This is a genomic window from Pararhizobium qamdonense (assembly GCF_029277445.1).
Taxonomy (GTDB): Bacteria; Pseudomonadota; Alphaproteobacteria; order Rhizobiales; family Rhizobiaceae; genus Pararhizobium; species Pararhizobium qamdonense.
Window position 1 is genome coordinate 1,973,272 of the sequence record NZ_CP119566.1, and the last position, 13,752, is coordinate 1,987,023.

The 13,752-nt window shown below is 61.8% G+C and carries 13 protein-coding genes; 3 read left to right on the plus strand and 10 right to left on the minus strand.

Annotated elements, in window-relative coordinates:
- Positions 1-108 precede the first annotated feature (108 nt).
- From PYR65_RS09540 to PYR65_RS09580, 9 genes are all read right to left on the minus strand, one after another.
- Entirely contained in the window at positions 109-1,149 is a 1,041-nt protein-coding gene (locus PYR65_RS09540) for a heme-dependent oxidative N-demethylase family protein (RefSeq protein WP_276120799.1), read from the minus strand.
- Between the two features lie 33 nt (positions 1,150-1,182).
- Positions 1,183-2,148, minus strand: a complete 966-nt coding sequence (locus PYR65_RS09545) for a PDR/VanB family oxidoreductase (RefSeq protein ID WP_276120800.1) — start codon at positions 2,146-2,148, stop codon at positions 1,183-1,185.
- Entirely contained in the window at positions 2,145-2,750 is a 606-nt protein-coding gene (locus PYR65_RS09550; protein WP_276120801.1) for a dimethylamine monooxygenase subunit DmmA family protein, read from the minus strand. The genes PYR65_RS09545 and PYR65_RS09550 overlap by 4 nt, the downstream gene beginning before the upstream one ends.
- A 4-nt stretch (positions 2,751-2,754) precedes the next feature.
- Entirely contained in the window at positions 2,755-3,888 is a 1,134-nt protein-coding gene (locus tag PYR65_RS09555) for an aminomethyltransferase family protein (RefSeq protein ID WP_060638713.1), read from the minus strand.
- A 281-nt stretch (positions 3,889-4,169) separates the two neighbouring features.
- Positions 4,170-4,418: a DUF982 domain-containing protein gene (locus tag PYR65_RS09560; protein ID WP_200953602.1), complete on the minus strand. Its 249-nt coding sequence runs from the start codon at positions 4,416-4,418 to the stop codon at positions 4,170-4,172.
- Between the two features lie 130 nt (positions 4,419-4,548).
- Positions 4,549-4,785, minus strand: coding sequence for a hypothetical protein (locus PYR65_RS09565; protein WP_276120802.1), 237 nt, complete (start codon positions 4,783-4,785; stop codon positions 4,549-4,551).
- A 10-nt stretch (positions 4,786-4,795) separates the two neighbouring features.
- Positions 4,796-6,016 carry an aminomethyltransferase family protein gene (locus PYR65_RS09570; protein ID WP_407951290.1) on the minus strand — a complete coding sequence of 407 codons (1,221 nt, stop codon included), beginning with the start codon at positions 6,014-6,016 and terminating at the stop codon, positions 4,796-4,798.
- The gene (locus PYR65_RS09575) at positions 6,013-7,608 is read right to left on the minus strand and encodes a phytoene desaturase family protein (protein ID WP_276120803.1); all 1,596 of its coding nucleotides are present in this window, start codon (positions 7,606-7,608) and stop codon (positions 6,013-6,015) included. Before PYR65_RS09575 ends, PYR65_RS09570 begins: the two co-directional genes overlap by 4 nt.
- Complete coding sequence (locus tag PYR65_RS09580; RefSeq protein WP_276120804.1) at positions 7,595-9,214, minus strand: phytoene desaturase family protein; 1,620 nt, start codon at positions 9,212-9,214, stop codon at positions 7,595-7,597. The genes PYR65_RS09575 and PYR65_RS09580 overlap by 14 nt, the downstream gene beginning before the upstream one ends.
- A 430-nt stretch (positions 9,215-9,644) precedes the next feature.
- Here PYR65_RS09580 and PYR65_RS09585 point away from each other — a divergent pair, with 430 nt between their 5' ends.
- Genes PYR65_RS09585 through PYR65_RS09595 form a run of 3 tightly spaced genes read left to right on the plus strand, consistent with a single transcriptional unit; the run spans position 9,645 to position 12,710 of the window.
- On the plus strand, positions 9,645-10,301 hold the full coding sequence (locus PYR65_RS09585) for a TetR family transcriptional regulator C-terminal domain-containing protein (protein WP_276121019.1): 657 nt from the start codon (positions 9,645-9,647) through the stop codon (positions 10,299-10,301).
- A gap of 31 nt (positions 10,302-10,332) precedes the next feature.
- A complete protein-coding gene (locus tag PYR65_RS09590; protein ID WP_407951291.1) occupies positions 10,333-11,415 on the plus strand; it encodes an extracellular solute-binding protein in 1,083 nt (360 codons plus the stop codon).
- Complete coding sequence (locus tag PYR65_RS09595) at positions 11,412-12,710, plus strand: flavin monoamine oxidase family protein (protein WP_276120805.1); 1,299 nt, start codon at positions 11,412-11,414, stop codon at positions 12,708-12,710. The genes PYR65_RS09590 and PYR65_RS09595 overlap by 4 nt, the downstream gene beginning before the upstream one ends.
- On the opposite strand, the gene PYR65_RS09600 is transcribed toward PYR65_RS09595, so the two are convergent.
- The gene (locus tag PYR65_RS09600) at positions 12,674-13,747 is read right to left on the minus strand and encodes an ABC transporter ATP-binding protein (protein ID WP_276121021.1); all 1,074 of its coding nucleotides are present in this window, start codon (positions 13,745-13,747) and stop codon (positions 12,674-12,676) included. The genes PYR65_RS09595 and PYR65_RS09600 overlap by 37 nt on opposite strands.
- Positions 13,748-13,752: the final 5 nt, after the last annotated feature.

Genomic DNA, 13,752 nt, shown 5'->3' on the forward strand with positions numbered 1-13,752 from the left:
CCCTCTCCCCGCAGGCGGGGAGAGGGGACGACAGAGGTTGCCGCTTGTCCCTTCTCCCCGTGCACGGGGAGAAGGTGGCTGACAGGCCGGATGAGGGGCTTTTTCAGTCTAATCCGGATAGATCCCCGCGCTTGTCGGCGCGCCGTCGTCATATTTCGCCAGCCAGTCGATCATGATCGGGCGGTTGCGGGTCAGGCCCTTGTAGTCGATGATTTCAGGGGGCAGGCTTTTCAGTACGCGCGGCAGGCGGCGGGCCCATTTCGGCACGGTGACCAGTTCGTCGAGGCTGATCAGGTAGCAGCGGATGACGAAGAGGATGGCGTTGGAACGCGGCAGGCGCCACAGGCTCTGCAGTTCGACGCGCAGGTGCATTTTTTCGCCGACATTCTCCGGCGTCACGGTCAGGCGGTCGGGACCCCATTTGTGGTAGTTTTCCGGAGAGGTATCGAGCCTCGGATTGACGGTCATGGTCCAGTTGAGGCGCCGGGTCGGCTTTCCCTGCTGCAGGTTGAGCAGGAATTTCAGCGCCCGGTCGAAGACGCCGATCTGGTGGGCGAGCGGCACCGGGCCGTGCCATTCCATGAAGTTCATGCCGATATCGAAATCGAGCGACCAGTCGGCCTGGGTGGTGACCATGCCGGCATCCATCCACAGATTGTTGTCGCGCTGGTCCACGATGCAGAAATCGCCCTGCGCCTGGCGGGTGATATATTCCATCGGCGGGTAGGGAAGCGTGGAGGGATCGCCGAAGGTGAAGGTGTCGTCGATACCCAGCGGGCGGTTGATCCAGCGCCAGCGGTCGCCGGTCTTTGTCAGCGTGAAATGATCGGGATAGTCCTGCGCCTGATGCTCCATCAAGAGTTCCAGCACGTCCCATTGCGCCGCCATCATATGCGGCAGGGCCTGGCAGCGCAGCGGGTCTTCCTTCAGCACCATCTCCCGGTCCTGCATCTCGGCGACATAGTGCTCGTCAACGTCGATGAGGTTTTCAAAAACGCTATCGGCCTTGCCGCGGATATGCGGCTCCATGTTGACGGAATACATGTATTCGTCGCGGTCGAAGGGGAAGGGAAAGCGCCTGATATTGGTAAGGCTGTTGCGGAAGGTGAAGTCGTCGCGGAACGTTTCGTTCCTGAACGTGATGGTCATCTGTCCGGTCCCCCTTCTATCTGTAAAAGATTGCTAGAGTTGAAGAACGAGTTGCTGGCCTTTGAACCGCGAGACGCAGATCATGACCTTTCTGCCGGACGCTTTTTCCTCGTCCGACAGGTAGATATCATTGTGTTCCAGCGTTCCGTCGCAGGACGAGACTGCGGTTTCGCACTGGCCGCAGGCGCCGCCACGGCACATGTAGGGGGCGTCGCAGCCATGCGCTTCGGCCGCCTCCAGAATGCTCTGGTGTTCGCCAACGGTCATGTGGATGCCGGATTTTTCGAGGAAGACCTGGAACGGCAGGCCGGCGGGTGGCGCCAGGAAGCGTTCCGAATGCAGGTTTTCCTTCGGCCATCCGGCTTTCAGCGCCGTCATCAGCACACCGTCGATCATGCCGGCCGGGCCGCAGACATAGAGATGCGTGCCCAGCGGCTGGTTGTCGGTGATGGCGGCCACGGGGATATAGCTCTTTTCCTCATCCACATAGACCTTGATGCGGCGCGGGCCGTAGCGGTCGATGAGGTGCTGCCAATAGGCGCCGTGCGAGCGCGAGCGAATGGCGTAGTGCAGTTCGAAGGCGATGTTGTCGCGGCTGAACTGCTCCATCATCGCGATGAACGGGGTGATGCCGATGCCACCGGCAATCAGGATATGCTTGCGGCCGCGATGATCCGGCGCAAAGAGATTGACCGGTTGGCTGACGGTCAGCTGATCGCCGGGCTTAACCTGTTCATGCATGAAGACCGAGCCGCCGCGGGAATTGGGCACCCTGAGCACGCTGATTTCATAGGCGCTGTTGTCGTCGGGATTGGACATCAGCGAGTAGGGATTGCGGCGTAAAAGGCCATTGTCGTTCATCGAGACGACGACGTGGGCACCGCCGGAAAAGAACGGCATGGGATGACCGTCCAGCCGCTCGAAGCGGAAGCGTTTGACGAGATCGGTCACCGCAGTGACGTCAGCGACCCGGACGGGCATGTCGGTGTTGAGGCTCACGGGAACATCTCCTCAGGGGCAGGCGCCGTACCCGGTTCTTCTGCATCGATGTTGACGCCCTGGAAGGCGCCGAGACGTCTGGAATAGTGGTCGCGCACCAGGAGCGGCAAGCCGCAATGGCTGCAGGCAAAGGGGCTGGTGGTGACGTTATCGGTGATGCCCTTGCAATGCACGCATTGCACCCGGCGCGCCGTCGAGCCGCGATGTTCGGTATGGATCGAGTTGAAATCGATGCCGAATTCCAGCGCCACCTGCATGATCTGGCCGATAAAGCCTTCTGTGCCGGCGATGTAGAGCCGCGTTCCCATCCGGGCCTGCTCCAGACAGGCGCGCAGGCGAAACAACAACGGCTGAAGTGTCGGCGCCTGCCAGAAGATGTCGGGCGACAGAGCCGAAAGAACCACGTCATAGGCTTTCGGTGCAGCGCCTGCGGCCAGATAGAGGATTTCCGATTTTGCCAGAAAATCCTTGCCCTTCAGGTCCACCTGGCCGGTGAGGGCGGCCGCCCCTTCGCCCTCGAGGACGAAGAGGTGGCGCTTTGCGTGGGGATCGATGTCGAGCCCCTTATATTCCGGCCTACTTTTGATCCCTTTTACGAGCATGCCGTCAGCCTTGCGCCGTCCGTTTCGTCTTTTTCGGATCATCGAAGGTGATCGTGTGGGCGATCGCCGGTGCGTTGACCGTCTTTCCCTTCACCTGGAGCTTGGTGCCCTGGACGGCATAGGGAACCTCGACGCGCATGATCGCCATCGAGCGGTTGGTGAGCTTGGAATAGGACGGGCAGGTGATGACGCCGACTTTTTTGTCGCCATCCCAGACTTCGTCGCCGAGATCGGCCGGTCCGTCGGCCTCGATCAGCAGGCCGAAGATCTTGAAGCGCTCCTTGCCTTTGAGGCGGGCATGTTCCTCGGCGCCGCGAAAACCGGTCTTACCGGGGCTGACGGTGAAATCGAGGCCGAGTTCCCACAGGCTGTCGCCGGGCTGCTCGTTGGCGAACGGATACATCTGCGAATTGTCGTAGGGATAGAACAGCAGGTAGCTTTCGACCCGCAGCATGTCGAGAACGCTGAAGCAGACGGGGATGATGCCCATCTCCTTGCCTTCATCGACGATCCGGTCCCAGACCATGCCGGCATCCTGGCCGCGCACGAAGATTTCGTAGCCGCGTTCGCCGGTATAGCCGGTGCGCGAGATCATCACCGGGGCGCCGAACAGGGTCGTCTGCATATGGTGGAAATATTTGAGGTCGCGGATGCCGGGCACGTATTTTTCGAGATAATCGACGGCAAGCGGTCCCTGCAGTGACAGGTCATGCAGGTCGTCGTCGAACAGCACGGCGCAATTGCGGCCCTGTGCCTGCTTGACGATTTCCTCAAAACCGGAGCCCGAGCCATGCACCAGCATCCAGGAATTCGGGCCGGTGCGGTAGACGATGCAATCGTCGGTAAAATGGCCGCGATCGTTCAGCATGCAGGCATAGACGGACTTGCCGGGATAGACCTTCGTCATGTCGCGGGTGGTGATATATTCCAGGATGGCAATCGCATGCGGGCCGACCAGATGCACCTTCTTCAGGCCGGAAACATCCATGATGCCGGCCTTGGTGCGCACGGCAATGTGTTCTTCGGAAATATCCTTGTCATAGGTCCAGGCGGTTCCCATGCCGCTCCAGTCTTCAAGATTGGACCCCAATGCCCGATGCCGATCGCCCAGGGCGGAGAAACGCCAGCTAAGTGCCATGATTTGTTCCCTTATTTATTTCACTCTGTGGAAATAATTATTCCTGAGTATATTCGCGTTTTCGGGAACGGCAAGCCCGCGATGTGGATTTCTCGCCGGAAAGTGCGGTGTCGCGGATGGTAAAAGACGTGCCGCTTTTGCTTCTTCAGGAGCCTCCAGTTGGAGCATTCAACGCCGGAAAAGCGGACTTTTCAAGTGGCGTAATCTGGGAAGGCGAGCACACACGAAAATGCCCGGATCAGGGATCCGGGCACCGGGGACATTCTAAGATGAAACGGGAATCAGGCGAGCAGGCCTTCTTCCTTCATGGCGGCGATGAACGAGGCCCAGGCTTTCTGCGGGCTGCGGATGCCGTCGAGGGCGTCCAGGCAATGTTGCAGGGCGCGGCGATAGGCAAGGCCACGCTTGCCGGTCCAGCGGCGCAGGAATTCCACGGCGTCCCAGGCGGTCGCGATGATGTTTTCCTGGCTCTGCTGGATGACCACTCTGACGGGGGTTGGAAAGCGTTTGTAACTCAACGTCGTCCTCATGCTGCTTCTTGAAATTGCAGCACTCAAACGTGCGGGATTCAAGAAGGTTCCAACGGCGGATTCATTTTGGAATCTGCTTGTGAAAGCATGTTCTGAACCACGGCTGAGGCGTCTTTGATGAACCACGGGATCAGCGCATCGCGCGCATCCGCTCGACCCAGTCAGCCCCGATCTGCCATCGCGTCAGCACATCCAGCGGGTCCTCCGCATCAAGCCGCGAACAGATGCGATAGACCTCCAGAACCTCGGCACTCATCTCGCCGCGATGATAGATAAAGGTGGCGGCGGCATAGCGGGTGCGGCCGGACCATGCGATGCCCAGCGGAGTTTTAATCAAATCCCAGTTCTGGCGTGTTTCCTCGTCCATATCGCAACCGTCAGAACTGAGCGGGCGGGGAAGCGGCACGGCGGTCGAGCTTGATGAAAGGGCGCGGCACGATGCGGGCGCGTTTCATCATCTTTTGATATTGCAGTTCGCGCGACGCGTAGATTTCCACCCAGAGATCTTCGGTCAGACGCGTGCCATAGGGCCGGGTCAGGCTGGCGATGGCGATGTTGCGCTTGGCAAGCGGCGACCAGATTGCGGCACTGACGAGGCCGGCCTCATGCTTTTTCCGGTGATAGAGGATGGCGCCGTCAGCCGGAATATTGCCTTCAATTTCAAGGCCGACGAGCACATGTTTGAGAGATTGATTCCGCCTGGCTTCAAGTATCGCTTGACGTCCGTTGAAGGTGATTTTTTGCGCATCGACCAGCCAGTCCAGCCCGATCTCGTCGGGCATGCGGGCGCGGTCGGCGCGCAGCGCCGTCTCCGCCGTCATGAAATCGGCATTGGCGACGATGAATCCCGCTTCGATGCGGGCGCGGTTGAGTGCGGCATAGCCGATGGCGCGGATGCCGTGAAGCTGTCCTGCCGTCCAGAGGCGATCCCACAGGCTGAGCGCGGCATCAGCGGGGACGAACAGTTCGTAGCCGAGATCGCCGGTAAAGCCGGTGCGCGAGATGGTGACCGTGCCGCCCTCATGCGTGAAGTCTGCGAGCTGGAAGGGTTTCAGCCGTTCGATGCCGTCGAAGCCGGCTTTGGACAGGACCGCGAATGACGTTGGGCCCTGCAGGGCAAGCCCGGCGATCTCAGCCGTTTCTTCCGCGACGGTAACGTCAAAGCCGATGGCGCTGTCGAGCAGCCAGGGCAGGTGGCGCTCCTGGCAGCAGAGGCGAAACGTATCGGGCGCGAGCCGGAACAGCGTGCCATCATCAAGCACATGACCGTGGTCGTCGCACCAGGCGGTGTAGTGGACGCGGCCGGTGCCGAGCTTTGAGACATCGCGCACGGTCAGCCGGTTGAGATAGCGCTCGGCATCCGGCCCGGCGATGCGGTATTTCACCATCGGCGAAATATCGAACAGCGCCGATGTCGAGCGGATGGCGAAATATTCCAGTTCCTCGTCGAAGACCGAATGCGGCGCCTTGTAGCCGGACCAGGTGTACCAGTCGCTGGTTTCGCTGAGGGCTGCGATGCGCGGATGAAACGGGGTCTCGAAGCGTGGCGTGGCAATATGGCTCTGCAGGGCGCGGCGAGTGTTGATCTCCAGCATCATGATCTCTCCGAAAGAATGTGGCGCGCGGCGAGCAGTCCCGGCAGGCCGGAAATGCCGCCGCCAGGATGCGAACCGGCACTGGCGAGGTAGAGGCCGGACAGCGGCGTCGAATAGCCGGCCGCCGCATTGACCGGGCGGTTGACCAGCAGCTGATCGGCCTGCAGTTCGCCATGATGCCAGTGGCCGCCGGGCAGATGATACTGGGTTTCCATATCGGCCGGTGTCATCAGCTGGCGTCCGGTGATGCTCTTGCTCAAGCCCGGCGCGTAGCGCTCCAGCGTGTCGAGGATGATCTTTTCGAAGGCCGGTTTGCCATTGTCCCAGCCGCCCTTCAGATCATAGGGCGCAAATTCCACCAGGGCGGACAGCGTCGCGCCGCCGGGGGGCGCGAGTGCGGGATCGGCAAGGCTCGGCAGGGTGATCTCCATCACGGGATCGGGAGAGAATTCACCATATTTGGCCGGGTTGAAGGCATTTTCGACATGGGCGATGGAGCGGGCGATGACCAGCCGGCCGCGATGGTCATCCGGCGAAACGCCGGTGAAGGCGGGCTGCCGGTCGAGCGCCAGATCGAGCTTGGCGACATTGCCTTTCGAGCGGATATTGCCGACGGCGCGGACAAAGCCTGTGCCGAGTTCGGCTGCGTCGCAGAGGTTCAGGAATGTCGCCTGCGGATGGATGGCGCAGATGATAACGGGTGCATTCAGCTGTTCGCCGTTGGCGAGCACGACGCCGGTTGCGGTGCCGCGATCGGCGAGGATGTGCGCGGCATGGGCGCCCGTGCGGATGACGGCTCCGGCAGCGGTTGCGGCCTTTTCGAACGCCGGGGCAAGGATGCTCATGCCACCCTGCGGCACGCATTGCGCGCCCGTCTTGCCGCCCGTTTCGCCGGTCAGACGGTAATAGAGGCCGAGAAGAGAGGTCGGTGATCGCGGCCCGAGATGGATGCCGAGCGTGGCGTCGAAGGCAACGAGACCTTTGAGGCGGTCGTCGCTCAGATATTCGTCGGCGACATCGGCGACATTCATCAGGAGCATGCGCAGGAAGTCGCGGCCTTCCTCGCGGCCTTTGGTAATGAGGCTGAGGCCCGCGCCTGCAAAGGCGCCGAGGTCACGCATCCCGACATGGCCGATCTCCGGCGGCCGGCGCTTGAGGAAGCGTTTGAGAATGCCCGCCTGGAACATCAGCTTCTTGCGCATGGCCGCAAAGGCCTTCGCTTCTGCCGGGCTGACGCCGTCGACTGTCTCGCCATAGGCACCACGCAGGACGGCGTGCCTGCCATCCGGCGAGAGCGCCACGGTCGGCAGGGACGCGCCGGAGGTTTTGGCGGCCTTCAGCTTCAGCAGGTCCTCGACCTCCGGATCGAGCCGGTTGACGATATGGGCGAGGCCGGCGGAGCGGTAGCCGGGATGGAATTCAAAGCCGCGCATCGCGCCGCCGGTGCTGTCGGCGGCTTCGAGAACGACGACCCTGCGGCCGTTCTGCGCCAGCAGCGTGGCCGCCGTCAGGCCGTTATGGCCGCCGCCGATGACGATGGCATCGAAGTCTGCGGCGTTGAAATCCGTGGTCCGGGCGAGATCAGATGACGTCATGGGCCGGGCTCATTTCTGAAGGTTTCAGTTTCAGGTCGCGCAGGATTTCCGCGGCGGCATTGCGGCCGGGCGCTCCCATGACGCCGCCGCCGGGATGGGTGGAGGAGCCGCAGAGATAGAGGCCAGGCACCGGCGTGCGGTATTGCGCGTAACCGGGCACCGGGCGGTTGAACAGCAACTGATCGAAGGTCAGCTCCCCTTGGAAGATATTGCCTTCGGTGAGGCCAACCTCCGCCTCGATCTCGCGCGGCGTGCGCACTTCCATATGCAGGATGCGGTCGCGGAAGCCGGGGGAATAATCGGCGATCTGGCTGACGACGGTCTCGGCAAAGGCGTCGCGGTCGGCATCGGTCCAGTCGCGGCCTTCCAGTTGCGGCGGGCAATATTGCACGAAACAGCTCATGAAATGCTTGCCCGGCGGCGCCATGGTCGGATCGAGCGTCGTCGGGATGACCATATCGACGAAGGGATCGGCGGAATAGCGGCCAGCCTTCCAGTCGTCATAGGCGCGTTCCATCCGCTCCATCGAATCGGTGAAATGCAGATCGCCGCGAATGCAGGAGGAATTCTTCGGCAGCGCCGGAAATTCGGGCAGGCTGTCGAGTGCGATATTGAGCTTGCCGGACGAGCCGCGCATTTTGAAGTGCTTGACGCGGTGGACGAAGGCTTCGGGCAGGGCATCCTCCTCGACCAGCTTGAGGAAGGTGCGCTTGACGTCGGCATTGGAGACCACGAGATTGCCGCGCACCTCCTCGCCATCGGCCAGCACGACGCCGGTGGCGCGGCCGCTGCGGGTCATGACGCGGGCGACATCGGCGCCGGTGCGGATCGTGCCGCCCGATGCCTTGAAGGAGGAGGCAAGCGCCTGCGTCACCGCGCCCATGCCGCCGCGCGCATAGCCCCAGGCGCCGACGGAGCCATCGACTTCGCCCATGTAGTGATGCAGGAGCACGTAAGCCGTGCCGGGCGACATCGGCCCAAGCGCCGTGCCGATAATGCCCGACAACGCCAGATAGGCCTTGATGACGTCGGTCTCAAAATATTCGTCGAGGAAGTCAGAGATCGACATGGTCCAGAAGCGCAATGTCTGCGCCATGTCATGGGCGGAGAATTCGCCGAGTTTTTTGCCGAGATAGAGCAGCTCGGAAATGTCGCGCGGCTTGAAGGAAAACGGGTCCGGTGCGGTGCGCATCAATAGCGGCTGGATGAAACGGCATTGGCGGGTGACGTCGCGGGCGTAGCGGTCATAGGCTTCGGCATCGCGCTTGGAATAGCGGGCGAATTCGCGGCGGTGGCTGTCATGGTCGCGGTAGGAGGCGATATAGTCGCCGTCGCGGGTAAAGACCGCGCCGCCTTCATAGGCGATGACCTGCAGCCCGTGTTTCGGCAGCTCGAGGTCGCGCATGATTTCTGGGCGAAACAGCGAGCAGACATAGGAGCAGTTGGAGTAGAGGAAGCCCGGCGTCAACTCGCGGCTGGTGGCCGCACCGCCCACCCAATCGTTCTTTTCGAGCACCAGCACATCAAGCCCGGCGCGCTGCAGATAGCAGGCCGCGACCAGGCCGTTATGGCCGCCTCCGATCATCACCACATCGTATTTCTTCATGCCTCTGTCTCCCTCATTGCGAAAAATCTGGCATGAAAAGCAGAATGTTGTCCAGTTATATTGAATGAATATTCAGCAAGTATGTTGCAATCCTCTGATAATGCGATAGGATTTCGTGTCAAAGGCCATGCGGTGGACATGACGGGATGATCGAAACCTCGATGCGGGAAACGGGATATGGCCAGGCAGGCGCATCGGGCTCCGGTTTGGTGATCGCGCGACTGTCTGCGTCCGGGCAGGCATGCGGCTCCGTGACCGTGAAGACGGCGCGCACGGGCTATCCTGGAACGGGCATCCGCAGCTTCAAAGCCAAGCAGAAGGTTCTTGACACCGGGCCGCATTGTCGCGCTCATCTGCCCGGTGAAAAACCGGGCGGGAGCGCATCATGAGCGTCGTTCTCAGCCTGAAGGGCAAGAAGGTAACGGTGAGAATGAAGGCAGTGTCTGCGGCTGAAACCGGCGAAAACGAAAGGCGTGGCCGCAAGGCTTCGAAGGAAACACGGCGCCAGCAGCTGGTCGAGGCAACGATCGATTCGCTTGCCAAGCGCGGCTATTCCGAAACGACGCTGGCCGATGTCGCCGATGGCGCCGGCCTGTCGCGCGGCATCGTCAATTTTCATTTCGAGAGCAAGGAAAAGCTCTTGATTGCCACGCTGCAATTCATGGCCGACGAATATGCGGCGCATTGGGGCGCGGCACTCGATAAAGCGGGCGCGGCGGCATCCTCGCAGCTCTGGGCGCTGGTGGCGGCCGATTTCGACCGCAAGATCTGCACCAAGCGCAAGCTGGCCGCCTGGTGCGCCTTCTGGGGCGAGGCGAAATCGCGGCCGACCTATCAGGCGCTCTGCGGCGCCCGCGACACCAAGTACCAGGAGCTGTTCGTGGCGCTCTGCGCGCAGATGAAGGCCGAGGCATCCTATACATATGACGCCGAAACCATCGCGCTGGCGCTCAGCGCCATGATGGAAGGCCTGTGGTTCCGGCTGATGATGGGCGATGGGCTGACGCGCGAAAAGGCCCATGCGGCGGCAATCGAATATCTGGTCTCGGTCTTTCCGGGCCATATGACCCATCAGGGTCCGAAATAGGGAACAGCTGAAAACGGCAAAGGAGACCGGCATGCGGATAATGGGAATGGTCAGGGATTTGGGCAGGGCCGCGTTGCTGGCCTCGCTGCTGTCCGGCGCGGCGTTTACGGCGCGCGCCGCCGACAATATCACCGTCTTTGATTGGTCCGGCTACGAGGATCCGGCCTTCCACCCGGCCTATACCGCAAAGCACGGCACGGAACCGGATTTCAGCTTCTTCGGCGATGAGGAAGAGGCGTTCCAGAAGTTGCGCTCCGGCTTCAAGGCCGACCTTGCCCATCCCTGTTCGCAGAGTGTCAACAAGTGGCGTGAGGCAGGGCTGATCGAGCCGCTCGATACGTCCAAGCTGACCGGGTGGAACGATATCCTGCCCGGCATCAAGGCGATGAAGGGCCTGATGACCTCTGATGACGGCACGGCCTGGTTCCTGCCGTTCGAGTGGGGCAATACGGTTCTGACCTATCGCACCGACACGGTGAAGCCGGAAGAAGTCCAGTCGCTGAAGGCGTTTGCCGACCCGAAATTCAAGGACCGCGTTTCGATCGGCGACAATGTCGATGATGCCTATGCGCTGGCGAGCCTTGCGATTGGCCTCAAGGACTGGACGAAGATGACCGATGCGCAGTTTGCGGAAGCTTCCGCTTTTCTGCGCGAGGTGCACAAAAATGTCCGCCTCTACTGGACCGACAATACCGAAGTCAGCCAGGCGATGGCGAGCGGCGAGGTCGATCTCGCCTGGGCCTGGAACGAGACCGTGACGACGCTGCAAAAAGATGGCGTGCCGGCCGACGTCAAGCGGGACACGACGGAAGGGCTGTCCACCTGGGTCTGCGGCTATGTCCGCCTGAAGGGGGCGGAGGGCGACGCGGACAAACAATATGATTTCCTGAATTCGATCAGCGATCCGGCCATCAGTACGTACCTCGTCAATGACTGGGGTTACGGCCATGCCAATGCCAAGGGCATGGCTGCGGTGGACCCGAAGATCCTTGTGGCGAAAGGATATGCGGATGTCGATAAATTCGTCGACAAGACGCTGTTCCAGTCGCCGATGCCGATCGAGCTGCGTCAGAAGATGATTGCCGAATTCGAGAAGATCAAGGCGGGCTATTGAGCGGATATGATGCAGATGTGATTGTCGCCGGGGCCGGTTTTGCCGGCCTTTCGGCGGCCGATGCCCTGGTGTCGGCCGGTCTCGATGTGATCGTGCTGGAAGCCCGTGATCGTGTTGGCGGCAGGGTGGAGGCCTCGGCGTTTGCCGATGGCGTTGCGATGGATACCGGCGGGCAGTTTATCTGCGACGAGATGCCGAATGTCATGGCCTTGACGCGGCGGTTCAACTTGCCTTTGGCGGAGACGCCGCTGGACGGCGCCTTTCTCGTTGAGCCGCAACCGTTTGAGGCCGGGTCGTCCTTTGCGGAATCCGGCCGCATCCGCGCCCGTGCCAACCGGATCGATCCGCGCGATCCCGCTATTTCGGGGCTCACGGCGGGGGAATGGCTGGCGCGCCAGAGCGATCCGCCCGGCGCAAAAGCCAGCTATCAGGCGATGGTCGAGGGCCTCTGGTGCCGGTCGATGAGCGAAATCCCGCTCTGGTACCTGATCGACAATGACAGGCGTACGATCAGCAACGGCAACGAGCTGCAATATTTCGCCGAGGGTACGATCCATGCTGCGGCCGAAGCACTGGCGGCAACGCTGGGCAAGCGCCTGCGGCTTGAGGCGCCGGTGTTTCGCATAGGCCGCAGCGAGGGTTCGGTGTCGGTGACAACAGGCGCGGGCGGCGTCTTAACCGCGCGGCAGGTGATCATTGCCGTGCCGCCGGTGATGGCTTCGCGCATCGCGCATGTGCCCGATCTCCCCCATGCGCTGAACGGCGCTCTGAGCGCCTGGAAAAGCGGCACGGTGATCAAGGCGCTGGTGCGCTTTGAGCGGCCGTTCTGGCGTGATCGCGGACTGAGCGGCATGGTGATGTGGCGCGATACGCTGGGGCTTTTCGCCTGCGATGTCAGCAGCCGGCAGGCGTCGGCGCTGGTGATGTTTGCCGGTGGGCCGGTTGCCGTCGAATGGAGCGCGAAGGGACACGCCTTCATCGAGGCGGAAATCCGCCGCCGGCTGGTGGCGGCGCTGGGTCCGCAGGCCGCTGCGGTGACGGGGCTGTTGATCCGCGATTGGGTCGGCGATCCCTGGAGCGGCGGTGGCTATAGCGATGTGATCACGGATCTCCAGGCCTATGATGCCGAAGACATTCTGCGCGCCGGTGCGCCGCCGGTGCATTTTGCCTCGTCGGAGCTATCCCCGTCATTCCCCGCCTATATCGAGGGCGCCATCGTTGCCGGACGGGACGCCGCCATGCGGGTGATTGCAGCGCATCAATCGGCCATCGCCACCAGCGCATCCGGATCATAGGCAAGGCGGATCGGCGCGCCGACCGGAATATCGTCCGCGCCGAAATTATTAGTTTCCGACACGGATAGCGGTTTTTCGAGGCCCGGCACATCGACGATCAGGTGGGTGATCTCGCCAAAGTAATGACGGTCCACCACATGGCCGGTCACCTCGCAATCGGCCTTGGCATCGTCCCACAGCACCCGCAGGCGTTCCGGGCGAATGCCGATGGTGGCCTCACCGTTCTCAGCGGTAAAACCCTTGGGCTTGGCGATGGTGACATTGCCGAAACGGGTGGTCTCGACGGAGAGGTTGAGAGCGCTTTCACCGGTGATCTTCGCCCGCATGAAATTCATGCCGCCGAGAAAATCCGCGACCTGCCGGGTGAGGGGACGCTGGTAGATTTCCTTGGGCGTCGCCACCTGGGCAATCTTGCCGCCGAACATCACGGCGATCCGGTCCGACATGGCGAGCGCTTCGTATTGATCATGGGTGACCAGAACGAAGGTGATGCCCACGGCTTTTTGCAAGGTGCGCAGCTCGACCTGCATTTCCTCGCGCAGCTTCTTGTCGAGCGCCGACAGCGGCTCGTCGAGCAAAAGCACCTTCGGCCGCATCACCAGCGCCCGTGCAAGCGCGACGCGCTGGCGCTGGCCGCCGGACAGTTCATGGGCTTTGCGTTTGCCAAGATGCGAAAGCCGCACCTGTTCCAGTGCATTGCCGACACGCTGGCGTTCGTCGCTTGCGTTCAGTTTCAGGCGCTTGAGGCCGTAGCCGACATTATCCTCGACATTCAGATGCGGGAAGATCGCATAGTTCTGGAAGACCATGTTGGTCGGCCGCTTGTTGGGCGGCAGGTCGATGGCCGAATGGCCGTCGATGCGGATGTCTCCTGATGTCGGCGTGTCGAAGCCGGCGATCGAGCGCAAAAGGGTGGTCTTGCCGCAGCCGGATGGTCCCAGCAGGGAGAAGAATTCGCCGGCGGCAATGTCGAGGCTGACATTGTCGAGCGCGCGATAGATGCCGTAATAGCGGCTGACGTCATCGATCTCGATCATGGGTG

Bases quoted from the DNA above. Each gene is read 5' to 3' on its own strand.
- PYR65_RS09580 (WP_276120804.1), bottom strand. From the start codon at position 9,214: ATGAAGAAATACGATGTGGTGATGATCGGAGGCGGCCATAACGGCCTG.
- PYR65_RS09575 (WP_276120803.1), bottom strand. From the start codon at position 7,608: ATGACGTCATCTGATCTCGCCCGGACCACGGATTTCAACGCCGCAGAC.
- PYR65_RS09560 (WP_200953602.1), bottom strand. From the start codon at position 4,418: ATGAGGACGACGTTGAGTTACAAACGCTTTCCAACCCCCGTCAGAGTG.
- PYR65_RS09555 (WP_060638713.1), bottom strand. From the start codon at position 3,888: ATGGCACTTAGCTGGCGTTTCTCCGCCCTGGGCGATCGGCATCGGGCA.
- PYR65_RS09540 (WP_276120799.1), bottom strand. From the start codon at position 1,149: ATGACCATCACGTTCAGGAACGAAACGTTCCGCGACGACTTCACCTTC.
- PYR65_RS09570 (WP_407951290.1), bottom strand. From the start codon at position 6,016: ATGATGCTGGAGATCAACACTCGCCGCGCCCTGCAGAGCCATATTGCC.
- PYR65_RS09590 (WP_407951291.1), top strand. From the start codon at position 10,333: ATGCGGATAATGGGAATGGTCAGGGATTTGGGCAGGGCCGCGTTGCTG.
- PYR65_RS09600 (WP_276121021.1), bottom strand. From the start codon at position 13,747: ATGATCGAGATCGATGACGTCAGCCGCTATTACGGCATCTATCGCGCG.
- PYR65_RS09585 (WP_276121019.1), top strand. From the start codon at position 9,645: ATGAAGGCAGTGTCTGCGGCTGAAACCGGCGAAAACGAAAGGCGTGGC.
- PYR65_RS09550 (WP_276120801.1), bottom strand. From the start codon at position 2,750: ATGCTCGTAAAAGGGATCAAAAGTAGGCCGGAATATAAGGGGCTCGAC.
- PYR65_RS09565 (WP_276120802.1), bottom strand. From the start codon at position 4,785: ATGGACGAGGAAACACGCCAGAACTGGGATTTGATTAAAACTCCGCTG.